Origin of the sequence: Micromonospora sp. NPDC051300 (assembly GCF_044455315.1) — a bacterium.
In the GTDB taxonomy this organism is placed as follows: Bacteria; Actinomycetota; Actinomycetes; order Mycobacteriales; family Micromonosporaceae; genus Micromonospora; species Micromonospora robiginosa.
Genome location: NZ_JBITEP010000058.1, coordinates 1 through 13,655 on the forward strand (window position 1 = coordinate 1; position 13,655 = coordinate 13,655).

Here is a 13,655-nt window from a genome sequence, read left to right on the forward strand (position 1 = left end):
TCACCGCCCACGCTTCGTCGGTCAGTTCGCCTCGACGTACCACCGGCACATCGTCAACGACCCACCGCTACAAGATCGGCAGGACACGCCCTAGGTGACCGTCCTGTCCGGCGAGGTGCTGCCCGCCGTCCCGGCCCTCCACGGTGAGGCCCCCACCGTGGGGGGTGCCGCCGGCGACGGCCTGGAGGAGTTGCTGCGGGAGTGGCTGATCGGCTACGCCTCGCCGCACACCCGCGACGCCTACCAGCGCGACCTGCGGCACTGGCTCGGGTTCCTGGCCGCCTCCGGCGTCGACCCGCTCACCGAGGCCCGCCGGGTGCACACCCACGCCTGGCTACGCGCCCAGGAAGCCGCCGGCCGCGCGTCGGCGGCGACCCGGGCCCGCCGCCTCGCCGCCGTGTCGGCGTTCTACTCCTGGCTGATCGCCGAGGACCGCACCGACCGGGCCAACCCCGCCGCCATCAACCCCAAGCAGAAGCCGAAGACCGACCCGATGAGGCCGAGCACTCCCGGGCTGTCCCGCGCCCAGGCCGAGGCGCTGCTCGCCGCCGCCGACGCTGACACCGGCCCCCAAGCCGCCCGCACCGCCGCGATCGTCGCCCTGCTGCTCTACGGCGGGCTGCGCGTGGGAGAGCTCGTCGGCGCCGACCTTGAGCAGCTCGGCCACGCCCGCAACCACCGCGTCCTGCGGTTCACCGCCAAGGGCGGCGGTGAGCACCTGGTCGCGCTGCCCGCCCCGGTCACCCGCCGCCTGGACGGCTACCTCGCCCGCCGGCCCGACCTTGCCGAAGCCCGGGTGCCGGTGCCGGCTGGGCAGGCCGGGGCCCGGCCGCGCCGGCCCCTGGTGGCCACGGCCAGTGGCGCCCGCGTCGACCGGGGCGCGGTGTGGCGGCTGCTACGCCGCCTCGCCGCAACGGCGAAGATCCCGGTCAAGATGAGCCCGCACGTGCTGCGCCACACCTGCGCCACCCTCGCTCGTGACGCCGGCGCCCGCCTGGAGGACGTCCAGGAGCAACTCGGGCACGCCGACGCCCGCACTACCCGCCGCTACGACCACGGCGGCCAGCGCCTCGACCGGGCACCGGCCTACACCCTCGCCGCGTACCTCACCGCCGCCGGCGACGGGCAGTCTGCGGAATCAACAGGCCAGGGCGGAGCTGACCTGGGCCCGGTTCGTTGAGCAGACCATGGCGGATGTGCACCACTTGCGGGACAACCCGGCGCGCTACTACGAGGTGCTGGGGCGGGTCATGTCAGCTCTGCGCGAGACCGGCGCGCTGAACGGCGCCTCCCATCTGGACTGGTGGCCCGGTGACGGCGGCCGGACCTGGGAGATTGAGTGGCAGGGCGGTCCCTTCCCGACCGAGGTCGCCGCGCGGCTGCTGGGGGCGCCGGAGCCCGGCATCGGCGAGGAACAGGGCGATCACGCAGTACACGGCCTGATCTCGCCCGGCCGAGGCGAGAACGAGCGCGCGCACCTGGTCGTGCTTGACGTGCCAGTGAACCTTCGCGCGATCGACCCGATCGGCGCCAGCCAAGTCTGGGCTGCCCTCTCCCTCGCACAGGGGTAGCCCTCGCCCCACCCCGGTCACGCCGCAGCACCCTGCCTGGAAGAGCGTCGTGCGTGTTGAAGATGTTCGGCAGGCTCGTGGTGTTGGTGACCCACCCCGCCCTCTTTGAGGAGCCGGCTGGGCAGGAGCATAGAAGGGCAACCACGTCAACTGTCGGCTGACGGACACCGGTCGTAGCAGACCTGGAAACGAGGGTTTACACCGGGGTCCAGCGCCGTCTGCGGGTTACCCACAAAGCAGCGATTTGCCGGGCGACGCCCGGCTCTCTAGGGGCCCGAATTGACCAACCGTGATCGCCGGTAACCCAGCGTGCCCTCAGCCGGACAGGCGTACTAGAAGCTCCTGAGACACCAGGTCTGCTGCCAGGCGACCAGCGCAAAAAAAGTGGCCCCTCCGAGGTCAGCGGAGAGGCCACAACCCATTGGTCACCACCGCATGAGATGAACCGTTGGGCAGTTCCGTCGCAGGTCACACCCCCTCTGAGGGCTGTGACGCTACAGGGTAAGTCTGACACATGACGTATCAGGACTGCAACACGCAATGGCAAACTAGATCTCAAAGGTTCCAAGACTCGAATCAAGATTCGTGGACGCTCGCTGCGCCCATTTACCAGCCAGCCCGAAGACCTGTGGATTCTCAAGTCGGGCCGACTGCATTACGGATTAGGCCAGCTCCTTGCAATGCGGAGGCAAGGTAAGCGGAGGGGAGTCGAGCGAACTTCGTATCGGCCTTTTTGGGCGTCGTGTACCTCCTACTAAGGCGTACGGAATGAAGCAACGCAGGGCGGCCAAGTGATCAGAACATCACCGTACGCAAGTCGCCAGAGGGCAAAAGGCGGGGACTATACCACACGCTACCGACACTCCGACCCCATGCTGACCTGCACCTCTGCGTACGCCTGCGCGCGACTGCGCCCCTCGCGCCGATGTGACCGCAGCGGCCGACGGCGGCCGGTCCGGTGTAATAAATGCACCTAAGGAAATCCTGCAAGGAACCCTGCAGAGATTCCGATCGGGTACCTATCGCTCCGTGCCTCCGTACCTTCCGGAACTTCGCCGAAGTTCGCGCAACTTCGCTTCTTCGGGGCGACTCCGGATTGGGTGGCCGATGGGCGCACGACTTTGCGGCATTGGGGGGTCCCACGTTAGGATGAGCGCCGGTCCACGGTGGTTTTCTCGCCGCCTCGGAACGCGGAAGGTCAGCCGCCGCCTGAGGGGACCACCTTTTGGTCACCACCGCACGAGAGAACCGAGGAGGTGTTGAACTTGACCGAGCTGCGCTTCTCGCTGCGTGCTCCCCGGGCCGTGGTGATCTACGTCCTGGTGGTGGTGCTGGTCGTCCTGGGCTACGGCCAGTACGTGCTCTGACGACCGACGTGGCGATGAGGGCGGGCACCGTACGGTGCCCGCCCTCATCGCCTGCTCAGGGCATGGATGCACCGACGTGCCGTACCGTCTGGGGATGGCCGTGGACTGGGGGCGGTTGACACCGGCGTTGCGCGCCGGCGACTGGACCTGCCCCGACCACGGGCGGATCCGCCCCACCGACGGCGCACCGGTGCCGACCTGTCCGCACTACGACGTCGTCGCCCTTCAAGTCGGCGCGACTCGCGACGGGCACCGGGAGTTCGTCGCTCCCGTCCCACCGCGGTGCTCCGGCCCTGAACAGCACCCGCTCACCACCGGTCGGTACCGGTCGGGCTGGACGCCCTGCCCCTGCCCGCCGCCTTACACCCACCGCGGCCATCACACCTGGACGTGCCACTGCGGCGCCGCCACCCACCATCCGCCGGTGATCTCCGGAGGAGCCGTGCCGGTGGCCGAGGCGGCCCGGGCCGACCGGTGATGCCGCGGAATCAGGCGTCGGGGAGCTGAGCGAGCACCTCCGGCGGTGCCAGCTCGACCGGAAGCGGACGAGGCTCGGTGTGCTTGGTCGGGTTGCACCGGTTGAACGGGCCGTACTCGGCGGTCAGCGCGGACAGGTGCGGGTCCAGGTGGTCGCGCCACCAGAGGCTCATGCCGGTCTGGAGGTCGCTGACCCGCAGCGTCTCCCAGGCCCGCCAGAGGGCGTACAGGCGGGAGATCGCTTCGGGGTGGCCCACCACCGGGGGCACCAGTTCACCCCGGCATCCGGCCCGGGAGGCGAGGCGCCGCTCGACGACGTAGGCGAGGTAGTCCCCGACGAACGCCTCGACGTTGCGGTACACCGGCTCCGCAGCGACCTGCTCGTTGATGGGAGGCTCGGGGGCAGGTGGCTCCGGGTCGCCGGCGAGCTGGCCGAGCAGTGCGCTGAGGCCGGCGACGGCATCGGCGCTCGGATCGGTGGCGGGGGTGGTCATACGACGGGCTCCGGTGGGGCGTCGGGGGTGAGGGTCCAGTCGGTGCGGCCGGTGGGTCCCAGCGGGCGATCGATTCTCGGATCGCCGCCGTGTAGGGCCCGTCCTGCCAGGGGCGGTGCGGGCGAGCGCGGGCGGGGCACCGAGGCGCTGCTCGCCGCCGCCGCCGCCGACACCGGCCCCGGGCGGCCCGCACCATCAGCTTCATGCTCCGACGACGTCAACGCCTGGGCGGGCTGTCGTGGCACCAGGAGCATGTGCTCGTCGAGGGGTCCGCCCAGCTCGACATCGACGGCTACCCGCTGGTGTTGCCCGCGCACCCGCGTGACGACCTAATGTCATAGGGTCGCCGGTATGGTCAATGTGGACAAGCGAACTGGACCACCACGGCATGGCGATTGAGCCGTACACCTCTGCGATCGACTGGGCATCTGATGGATGCTGATCAGCCGACTCGGCGGGTGAGCTACACGCCCACGCGCCTGGATCCAGCGGTGATCGCCCCGATCGAGGCGGCGCTCGGCGCCGATCAGGTCGCGGTGGCCACCATCGGGCAGTTGATCGAGGTGCTGTCGCGGCTGCCGGCCGACACCCCGCTGACCGTCGCCGAGTACACGATGGCGGCCGCCGGGCTGAGCTACGCCGACGAGGAAGAAACTCTCGCGGTGGTACGGCCTGCTGCGCTGACCACGCGCACCTCGCGGGGTCCGAGTGAGATTGCGCTCTACGACCCGCCCCTGGTGGCTGGCGTCGAGCTCGGCGCCTGCCGGATCGCCGAAGGGGCCCCGCTCCCGCAGGACATGACGCCTTGGTGCCCGCACGAGCGGGTGGTCGCGATGATGCACGCCGGCGAGCCGGTCGCCATGCTCGACGGCTGCCAGCAACTCGTCGACGACGTTGCCGGCTGGCTCGGCCGCGACGACGAGAGCCTGCTCGAATGGACCGCCGATACGCCGGACCTGCGCGACCAGATTGAGATCGAGGGCCTCCGGCTGGCCCACGCCGCCCGGCGCCTAGCCCAACTGCGCGATCAAATCGCCGCCTACGAGGACGAGTGCCGCGACGGTACGGCGTGACCGAGACCGGGGTGTGATCGCAGGCGATAGCCCGCCCGTGATCCGGGGCCGGCGCATGTGAATTCTCGGCGCCCGGGCCACCGCCGCTATGACCACGGCGGGCGGCGCCTTGACCGGGCACCGACCCTATCCTCGCCGCCGCCGCCGCCCGACCGTCGCCGCTTGGTCTCGGCGACTGGCCTTACCGGTCGCGGTGCCTCGCCTAGCCGTTCAACGCCGGCACCGGTCAGGAACGAGGCGGCGCGCTGCGGGCCTGGTTGCCTCCCGTGGCGTCGCCGCCGGGGGTGCTGTCCGTGACCGTGGTCGAGGGCTTACGTCCGGCGAGCAGCCGGGTGAACAACGTAGTCGTTACCGCGCGGATTCCGCCGTGCAGGAGGTCACGCAGGAGGAGGTCGGGGTCGAGCAGGTCCATCGTGTGTCGCTTCCGGTTGCTGTCTCGGCGTTCACCGGCGAGCCGCAGGAGCGCGGGTCGCATATCGAGCAAAGGCCATCGCCGGTCCGCTGGTGAAGGGCTACGGACGAGCCCGGAACGAGTCGGTCAGAGGCCCTACACTGTCGGACAGCGCGACGCTGTCGGACGCCGTCGGACAGCGTCGGACATTCTCGGACTTGGTCGGATGGGACTGAAGGGCTCTATCGATGAGTGAAGCGCCCGGCGTTGGGGCGCCGAACCCGGCATCCGTCACCACGGTAGCTGAACTGGCCCGCGAGTTGCGAGTGCTGCGCGTCCACTGCGGCAACCCGTCGGTGCGGGAGCTTCAAAGCCGGGCGAAGGTCAAGAAGCTTCAGCCCTTGCCCCACTCCACCGCTCATGACGCGCTGAGCGGGAAGCGCGGCCTGCCGAGGCTTCCGGTGTTGCTGACGGTGCTGCGGGCTCTCGGCCTCGACGAGGCTGACATCCAGCCCTGGCGCGAAGCGTGGTCGCGCGTTGAACTTGACCGGCAAGGGCTCCTTGATCGTCCGGACACCGCGGTGAGTCGCGCTGCCGTGCCGGCGGCGAGGGCCCCCGCGGGCACTCGGATCAGGGCGGTTACCGTGCAGCGCGGTGCCGAGCTGGTCAAGGATCTGGCCTTGGCGGACGTGGTTGAGCAGTTGGCGGATATGCCCGCGCAGGACGCTTCCCGTCGACTCGATCTGACACCGGCCGCGCGGGTGGTGGAAGTCCTGACGAACATGGACGACAGGGTGGCGGGCGGCATCCTGGGCGCGATGCTGCCCGCTACCGCCGCAGTGGTCCTGGCTGCCATGGACCCCGCTACCGCCGCCGAGTTGATCGTTAGGAACGGCCACGACCAGCGCAGCAGGATCTTCTCGCGGCTGTCTCCCGAGGCTGCTGCGACGATCTTCGCGGCGATGCCGGCGTGGATCACTGTCTTGTCGCAGAGCGGGGTGTCTCCCGAGACGGTCGTGCGGTTCCTGGCGCACATGCCGTTCGACATGGTGATGGCGTTCGTGAACGAGCAAGCTGGGCTGGCCCCTCGATGGCTCGCTGTCGCACCTGCGGAGCTGGCGGGCCGCGTGGTCTTGGCGGTTGATCCGGAGCGAGCAGCAGGGTGGCTCGATGCCATCCCCGGTCCCAAGTTCGCCGAGATCGTGGACTACCTGCCCGCGCCGGCACTTCGACCGGTCCTGCCGCACCTGAAAGGGGCCGCGATTCGCGTCCTAAAGGCCCTGGGCGAGGAGCGGCTCGTCCGGTTGCTCACTGCGTCTCCTCGGGACGCTCAGGGTTGGTTGGGGCATCTCCCCAGGAGGCTCAGCAGCGATGGTTTCAGGCAAGTCCAAGCGGCAATCCACCGCGGAAGCTGACAGGCGGGTCTGCGCTACTTGATGCCGGTGCGGAACTTCAACGCGCCGATCTTGTTGCCGTACATGAAGAACAGGGCGGTGCAGACCTGGACCTGGTCCTCATCGGTCAGTGGCTCCCACACCTCGACGACGTCGTCCGCGTCAAGGTCGGCGGCGGCACGGGTCCGCTGGTTGAAGATGCGGCGGGCGCTCTCGTGCTGCTCGTCGCTGAACGTCAGCGCCGGCACCTGCTTACGCAGGTCGTACTGCTCCGGCAACGGTGTCCGCACCAACTCCTGCGGGTAGCGCGCGGACATGATCTGCATCGCCGTGTTGACCAAGTGCGTTGCCAGGAAGGATCCCATCCCCATCTGGATAATCCCCATCACCTCCTCGAACGAGGCGGCGTCGCCCACTCCGACCGGGGTGTCGATGTCGACGTCCAGGCGCTCCATCACCGAGGTGAAGTTTTCTAGGACCTGGCCCGGCTCGATGATCATCCGGTCGGCGCCGTCGGGAATGCTCGCCCGGTGGTGGTATCGATCGAGCAGCTCCCGGACGGCTCGGTCGGCGTCGTCCGGCGGCGGGGTGGGTTGACGGCGGAACAGGCTCACGGGATCTCCCAGGGGTCGGCAACGTCAGGCATCGTTACCGTAAGCGCAGGGTGTGTCAACGCTCGGCTACTGACCTGTCGATGCTGACCGCCTGGAGTGCGGCTTTCGCGGCGCACCATGATTCGTCTTCGGTTGCAGTCGACCAGACGGCACCCGGTGCTGCGGGACGCCGCCGGCGCGCCGACCGGCGTTGTCGCGACGCCTGGCATACGCGCGCCGACGCCGGGGTGATCCGTGGCTGCACGCCCGGAAGGACCCTCGTCTGCCCGGTTCCACAGAATGCTTATGCATTCTGCGAATCGGCAGACGGGGAGTGGCCCTTCGCCCGCGTGCGGTCGACGAAGGGCCACTCTCGCGTGTCACGTGAGTCGTCTAGGAGACGCGGCCCGAGATGGTGACGGACGTGCCGGTCGTGAGCTGGGTGAGGGCGAACGTGGTCTGCGGGTTGAGTACCGGCCCGCAGGCCTGCGTCCAGCAGAACTTGACCTTGCAGCCGCCGCTGTTGCCGCCGTTGCGGTACGGCCAGCTACCGGTGATCGTGCCGTTGGAGCCGAAGAAGCCCTGGTTGGCGTAGGGGGTCTTCCCCGAGTAATAACAGGCGTCGCTGAACTCGCAGATCGGCTGGTTGGAGATGAGTACGCCGAACTCGCGCTCCGACAGCGGCTTGACCGACAAGACGGCGCCGGTGTTCACGTCCAGGACCACGGACTTCGGCTGGCTGGAGTTGAGCAGTGACATGTCGATGGCACCGGCCTCCGCCGAGGCGGGGGCCGACACCACCGCGACACCGGCCTGTTCAGCGTGGGCCTGCCACACGGCCGGACCCCTCCGGCCGGGCGAGCCCCGTACCCCTCAGCTTGGTATATCGAGAATTGGTCACGTTGAGATACGGCCTTTAGTTCAGGAATCTTCGAACGCGTGTCTGGCTGAGCGTGGCCCGCAAGGTGGCACGTGATGTCAGGGGGTCTCGTTACGGTTTCCGGATGGCCGGAACACCTACAGTGATGGTCATGGCGGTCCGGGCTAGTAGCGACTCCGCTGACCGTGGCCGGCCCCTCAGCTAGTGGTAGCGCTGCTGGGGAGCCATCGGTGGCCGCCCCAGAGTCGGCGGCCGTCGTAGACGATGCGGCCATCGGCGACCAGGCGGTGCACCGCGACCTGGACGTCGTCCTTTGAGAAGCCGGTGGCGGCCGCCATGGCGGCGATGGTGGTGGCACCTCCCCGGACGGCCGACAGCACCCGATCAGTCACGATGACCATCTGCGCCGTGCGCTGCTCCTGCGCCGCCGTCTCTTGCTGGGCCTGCCGCGTGGCCTCAGCGGCTCTGGCGGCAAGGGTCTTCTTCCACGCTATCGACCCGGCTGGTGTGGTGATGTATCGCAGCACCATCGGTCGGTCACCGTAGAGGAACGGTGAACTGGGGCGCGGGTAGTGATGCCCCTGCGTGATGTGATGCTCGGGGTGATCAGGCGCGTCGGTGTTCTTGCAGATCACCAGGCGGCCCGCGTCGACGTGCTCGGCGATGACGTCGCCGAACTTCTCCCACGCGATGCCCTGGGTGGGCCACCAGGCCGCGATGCGGGACCTGGTCGACTGGAACGACAGGTCATGGTTGACCTGCACGTCCCAGTCCACGTACAGCTCTTCAACGAGGACCGGCCGGTCCGCGCCGTCGGCGAAGCGTAGGGCGCGCCGCGAGAGGGCGACTTGAGGGGGGCCAGGAATTGTCACATCCCGCATGATGACGGATGGCGGCCATCCGGGAACAGTGGGTAGTGAAGCTGAGTGTGGCGTGTGCAGCGGACGTGGGCTGCCCCAGGTGTCGTCGATGACTACGAAGGTCCGCGCCGGCACGGCAGCCCACCGTAGGCTGGCGGCTGTGCCCGGTTTTCCGCAGGTCCGCGAGGCGGTGTGGCTGTACGGGCCGCATGACACGTTCGTCGCGACCGCGTCGCTGCGGCTGGAGGAGCACATGGACGGCACCGGAGTCTGGACGGTGCTGTTGAACAGCCCGGCCAGCGCGCCGACGCAGCGCGCCGAGCTCCCGGACGAGCAGGCCGCTCGCGCCGAGATGGCGCGAATCCGCGCTGAGGGAAGCGCCGACGGCAGCCGGTGGCGCACCACGAAGGGCTGAGGAACCCGGTCAGGGGCGCGGAAAGCGCGCCCCTGACCGGTCATTGCCGATGTCTGGCAGGAATCCGTGCCTACAGGTCGTCGAGGATGCGGGTCCGTTGACGGTCGTACTCACCGTCGCTGATCAGGCCCTCGCGGTGGGCGGTGTTGAGTTGACGGAGCCGGTCGACGAGGGTCGCCGACGTGGGTGTTGTCGGGCTGGTGTCGGGTCTGGTGACACGGTTGTCGGAGTCCGACCCGACAGCTTCCCCGGTAGCGGATGGGGGGATGGGTTCTGGCACGTGGAGGCCGTCTTCTTGGTCGAGGATGGCGTCGGCGATGCGCCAGAAGCACTCGTCGAGGGCGGCGCCCTGGTTGGCCGAGGCGCGCAGGAACTGCAGGGTGTCGGGCACGCAGTGCAGTGCGACGGCCAGTCGGGTGGCGTCTGCGGCGGACGGGACGAGTCGGCCGGCGAGGATGTCCGTGACGGCGATGGCGGCGAGGTCGGTGCGGCTGGCCAACTCGGTGATCGAGGTTCCGGCGAACTCGGCGTAGGCGCACAGGTAGCGGGCGAGCGCCCGGCGCGCCGGCGGGGCCTGTGCGTCGATGGTGGCCACCAGGTGCCCGAAGCGGATCCGGCGGCGGGTGGTGGGCAGCTCGGGGAAGTCGACGATGGGAGTGTCGCGCAGGAGCGGGGCGGCGATGAGTTCGAGGGCGACGCACTGGCGGGCGTACTCCTCGCGGATGGTGGCGACGTCGGCGGCGATGGTTTTGACGCGCAGCAACTCCTCGCGGGTCTCGTGGAAGCGGGCCTCGATCTCGTTGGCGCGCTGGATCTCGTAGTTGCGGCCGTTCTCCGAGGCGCGCAGGTTCTCCACGTGCCGCGAGGTCTCGTCGCGCAGCCGCTCCTGCAGGCGGGCGAGTTTGCGCTGCAGCACCGGCACGGCTGGTTCGCTCTCCGGGACGTTGCGCAGCCCGGGTTTACCCGGGGGACGGCTGACTGGCCCGTTGTAGCGGTCGGGGAGCTGGTTGCGGGCGCACTGGTACCAGCCGGCGGCGTGGGCGCGAATGCTGGCGGTGTCGCAACTGTCGGGCAGGCAGCCGATGATCAGCTCGGTGATGTCCCAGCTCGGGCCGAGGCGGTAGCGGCCGTTGAGGTTCTCCGACAATTTCTGCCGGTTCAGGCCGGGAAAGGTCAACCTCCTGGTGTGAGCGGTTCGTAGGATCTGCGCCTGCCCGCCGTCGACGTAGTCGCTGATCAGGCTGCGCACATAGAGGGTGTACTCGGCGGCGTCGGGGTTCTTCACACGGCGGCGGATCGTGGCGGAATCCACCTCGTACGGGCGGGCGTTGCGGTTCGTGGGTCGGTGAGCAGCGGTGCTCATGATCGGGTCGTCCTTGAGACACGAAGGGGGGACCGGCAACCGGAAGGTTGTCGGAACTTCAGCGGCTCCTCTTTTCCGACACTTCGGACGCCGGGCAGAGTGATCCGTGCCGATCAGTGCTGACTGGCTGCTCGGTCAGGGTGCTCCGCGCGGGTTGGTTTGGCGGCCAGATCGGCGCGGAGCACCCGCACTTCTATACACGACGCGAGGCCTCGGTGACAGCATGCATTTCCCGACCCAGATTTCAGTGATGGCGACGATCATCAGCGCACCCGGTGTGCGTCCTTACCTGCCTGCCGCCGACAGGAAGAACCGCCCAGCTCAACCCCCACGGCGGCATCAACCTCAACACCGCCGGCCGCCCCGGTGGATCCGGCGGCCCCGCCCTCCCGCACCCCGCTGAACCGGTCCACGCGTTGAGACGCCCCACCTGTTCGCCGCCACCGGCTCGATGGTCGACGGCCTGCTGTCCTGTCAGAGGTTGCCGTTTGCTTCGGACCCGAACGGCAACCCTGGATTCGCTCAAAGCGCAGGTCAGGCCGCCCGTGACAGATTCCGGTCGACAGGCGACTGACACTGTCTGTGTCACCGTGGTGGTGGCCATGCAGCCGACTGTGGGGAGGTCCCTCTGTCCGACCGGGCGTTCGTCCAGCGACTACGGACCTCCGGCGGCCCGTCACACGAGCTGCTGGTGCTGCTCGACGAGCATCGTGTCCTAACCACCGACCAACTGGCCCGGGCCAGCCGAGCACCCGTGCGTACGGTCCGGCACCGCCTGGAGCGGCTACGCCGGGCCGGGCTGGTCGACGCGGTCCGCCCGGGCCGCGAGGCCGGATCCGCGCCCCGGCACTGGTGGCTGCGCATCGCCGGCGCCCGCCTGGTCGCCGGCACCGCGGCCGCGCCCGGGCGGCAGCGCCCGTCCGGGCTGCACGTGGCCCACGCGGCGGCGATCGGCGAGACGTGGCTAGCGGTCCGCGACCACGGCCCGGCCGCCGGCCTGGCCCTGCAACGGTGGTGGTCAGACCGCACCGGCTGGCAGGAATGGGAGAGCACCCGGGCGGGCGACGGCTCCCGGATCCGACGACTGACCCCGGACGCGGCGCTGCTCGTCGACGTCGACCACGACGACGTCGTCGGCACCGCGGCCGCGTGGGTCGAAGTCGACCTGGCAACCATGAGCCAGACGGTGCTGCGGGAGAAAGTCGTCCGCTACCTCGAGTACGCCTTCCACCGGGTGTGGGCCGGCCGGTGGCCGCACTGCCCGCCGCTGCTGCTGCTGACCACCACCGAGGCCCGCGCCGCCACGTTCCTTACCGTCGCCGGCAAGCAGCTCGCCGCCGCCGGCCGCGGCAACCTGGTCTACGGCGGCCAGGCCGGGCGGGACATCGCCGACGCCGACGCCCTGGTGATCGCCGCGTGCGGTCTGGTCCGGACCCCGGCGGCCGCGGTGAGCGGCGATCCGGTGTGGCTGCTGCCCGGTGACCCGCCCGCCCAGGTGAGCCTGGCGCACCTGTTGGCCGGACGGATCGTGGCGCAGGCCCGCGCCCAACACCACCGGGACGAGGCCGACGCCGCGGCCGCGCGCCGCGAACGCGTCGACCAGCTCGGCGCGGTGCTCGACGCCGCCGACGACGTCGCCCGACTCCTGGACGCCGCGATCGCGGTGGAGGTCCTCGCGCTGTACCCGCCGGCGCGCCGGCCCGGCCTGCCCGAGCACGACCCGCAGCTCGTCGACGCGCTCCTGACGTGGTGGGCCGACCGCACCAACCCTGTGCTCGCCGACCGCGGTCGCCAGGTGCTCGTCGACCGGCACGACGCCGCGTGGCGCGAGCAGGCCCACCTGCTGCTCGCCGCCGTCGACGCCCACGGCGACGCGCCCCGCTACCGGGTGATCGCCGCCGCTCTCGCCGAGGGGCACCTCGCCCCCTGGGGGCGCGCCCTGTACGTCAACGAGCCACCGCCGCGAACCTGGCGCCAGGTCCAGGACGCCGCCCTCGACGCGCACCACCAAGCGCTGCGCTACGACCAGGTCGCCGCCGTCTGGGCTCGGCTGTCGTGGCGGGCCCGCCGCCACACCACACCCACCCAGCTCGGCGCCGATCACGACCGCGAGCACCTGCTCATCTGCGACACCTGCGCGATCGCCTACCCCCGACCCAACCCCGACGGCGAACACTGGCGCGACGGCGAACACTGCCCGCACTGCCACGCCGGCACCCCCATGCCCTACGAGCACCGCGACCAGGTGCCCACCCTCGACGCCCGGCTCACCGCTATCCGCGCCCGTCTCGCCGGGGGTGGCAAGGACGCCTTACTCCCGCAACGCTGAGCCAGGTTCGCCCGCAGGCGCTACCACCGCGCTACCAGCCCTCCTGTCACCGGTGGCGACCGACCGGGCCGTGTCGAGCATCGCCCGGCCATTCCGGACCGTCCGTAGTTTCCGGCCCGAAAACAACGCTAGCGCTGGTCAATCGCCGTACAGCACCCCCAGGCGGTGGGCGGGGGAGCGGTCCAGGGAGCCGCGGTTGCGGTCGTAGCGGCGGGTGGTGCGGGGATCGGCGTGACCGAGGAAGTCCTGGACGTCGCGCAGCGGCGCTCCGTCATCGAGCGCGGCGGTGGCGGCAGAGTGCCGCAGGCTGTGCGGGCTGATCTGCTCGGCGGCCGGCAGTCCGGCGACGCGAGCTAGGGCGTGTCCTGCCGATCTTGTAGCGGTGGGTCGTTGACGATGTGCCGGTGGTACGTCGAGGCGAACTGACCGACGAAGCGTGGGCGGTGAT

General features: G+C 69.9%; 14 protein-coding genes. 7 read left to right on the forward strand and 7 right to left on the reverse strand.

Annotated features, from left to right (window positions below):
- Positions 1 to 94 precede the first annotated feature (94 nt).
- Positions 95 to 1,180, forward strand: coding sequence for a tyrosine-type recombinase/integrase (locus ACIA5A_RS30555; RefSeq protein ID WP_396768198.1), 1,086 nt, complete (start codon positions 95 to 97; stop codon positions 1,178 to 1,180).
- A gap of 7 nt (positions 1,181 to 1,187) precedes the next feature.
- Positions 1,188 to 1,571 (forward strand): hypothetical protein, encoded by a 384-nt coding sequence (locus ACIA5A_RS30560; protein WP_396768200.1) that lies wholly within the window; start codon positions 1,188 to 1,190, stop codon positions 1,569 to 1,571.
- 1,855 nt (positions 1,572 to 3,426) lie between these two features.
- Here ACIA5A_RS30560 and ACIA5A_RS30565 read toward each other — a convergent pair.
- Complete coding sequence (locus ACIA5A_RS30565) at positions 3,427 to 3,909, reverse strand: DUF4913 domain-containing protein (protein ID WP_396768202.1); 483 nt, start codon at positions 3,907 to 3,909, stop codon at positions 3,427 to 3,429.
- 203 nt (positions 3,910 to 4,112) lie between these two features.
- Between ACIA5A_RS30565 and ACIA5A_RS30570 the strand changes: the two genes are divergently transcribed.
- On the forward strand, positions 4,113 to 4,250 hold the full coding sequence (locus ACIA5A_RS30570; protein WP_396768204.1) for a hypothetical protein: 138 nt from the start codon (positions 4,113 to 4,115) through the stop codon (positions 4,248 to 4,250).
- A 117-nt stretch (positions 4,251 to 4,367) separates the two neighbouring features.
- Entirely contained in the window at positions 4,368 to 4,982 is a 615-nt protein-coding gene (locus ACIA5A_RS30575) for a hypothetical protein (protein WP_396768206.1), read from the forward strand.
- Positions 4,983 to 5,208: 226 nt separating this feature from the next.
- On the opposite strand, the gene ACIA5A_RS30580 is transcribed toward ACIA5A_RS30575, so the two are convergent.
- The gene (locus tag ACIA5A_RS30580) at positions 5,209 to 5,394 is read right to left on the reverse strand and encodes a hypothetical protein (protein ID WP_396768208.1); all 186 of its coding nucleotides are present in this window, start codon (positions 5,392 to 5,394) and stop codon (positions 5,209 to 5,211) included.
- A 227-nt stretch (positions 5,395 to 5,621) separates the two neighbouring features.
- Between ACIA5A_RS30580 and ACIA5A_RS30585 the strand changes: the two genes are divergently transcribed.
- Positions 5,622 to 6,788, forward strand: a complete 1,167-nt coding sequence (locus ACIA5A_RS30585) for a magnesium transporter MgtE N-terminal domain-containing protein (RefSeq protein ID WP_396768210.1) — start codon at positions 5,622 to 5,624, stop codon at positions 6,786 to 6,788.
- Between the two features lie 14 nt (positions 6,789 to 6,802).
- Here ACIA5A_RS30585 and ACIA5A_RS30590 read toward each other — a convergent pair whose 3' ends face one another.
- From ACIA5A_RS30590 to ACIA5A_RS30600, 3 genes are all read right to left on the reverse strand, one after another.
- Positions 6,803 to 7,381, reverse strand: a complete 579-nt coding sequence (locus ACIA5A_RS30590; protein WP_396768212.1) for a hypothetical protein — start codon at positions 7,379 to 7,381, stop codon at positions 6,803 to 6,805.
- Positions 7,382 to 7,753: 372 nt separating this feature from the next.
- A complete protein-coding gene (locus ACIA5A_RS30595; protein WP_396768214.1) occupies positions 7,754 to 8,197 on the reverse strand; it encodes a hypothetical protein in 444 nt (147 codons plus the stop codon).
- A 240-nt stretch (positions 8,198 to 8,437) separates the two neighbouring features.
- Entirely contained in the window at positions 8,438 to 9,016 is a 579-nt protein-coding gene (locus ACIA5A_RS30600; protein ID WP_396768216.1) for a hypothetical protein, read from the reverse strand.
- Between the two features lie 244 nt (positions 9,017 to 9,260).
- On the opposite strand from ACIA5A_RS30600, the gene ACIA5A_RS30605 reads away from it, so the two are divergent.
- Complete coding sequence (locus ACIA5A_RS30605) at positions 9,261 to 9,515, forward strand: hypothetical protein (RefSeq protein WP_396768218.1); 255 nt, start codon at positions 9,261 to 9,263, stop codon at positions 9,513 to 9,515.
- 70 nt (positions 9,516 to 9,585) lie between these two features.
- On the opposite strand, the gene ACIA5A_RS30610 is transcribed toward ACIA5A_RS30605, so the two are convergent.
- Positions 9,586 to 10,878, reverse strand: a complete 1,293-nt coding sequence (locus ACIA5A_RS30610; RefSeq protein WP_396768220.1) for a hypothetical protein — start codon at positions 10,876 to 10,878, stop codon at positions 9,586 to 9,588.
- Between the two features lie 691 nt (positions 10,879 to 11,569).
- On the opposite strand from ACIA5A_RS30610, the gene ACIA5A_RS30615 reads away from it, so the two are divergent.
- Entirely contained in the window at positions 11,570 to 13,207 is a 1,638-nt protein-coding gene (locus ACIA5A_RS30615; RefSeq protein ID WP_396768222.1) for a replication-relaxation family protein, read from the forward strand.
- A 138-nt stretch (positions 13,208 to 13,345) separates the two neighbouring features.
- Here the strand turns inward: ACIA5A_RS30615 and ACIA5A_RS30620 are convergent.
- Positions 13,346 to 13,655, reverse strand: a 310-nt coding sequence (locus ACIA5A_RS30620) for a tyrosine-type recombinase/integrase (protein WP_396768224.1), incomplete at its 5' end; no start/stop codon positions are given.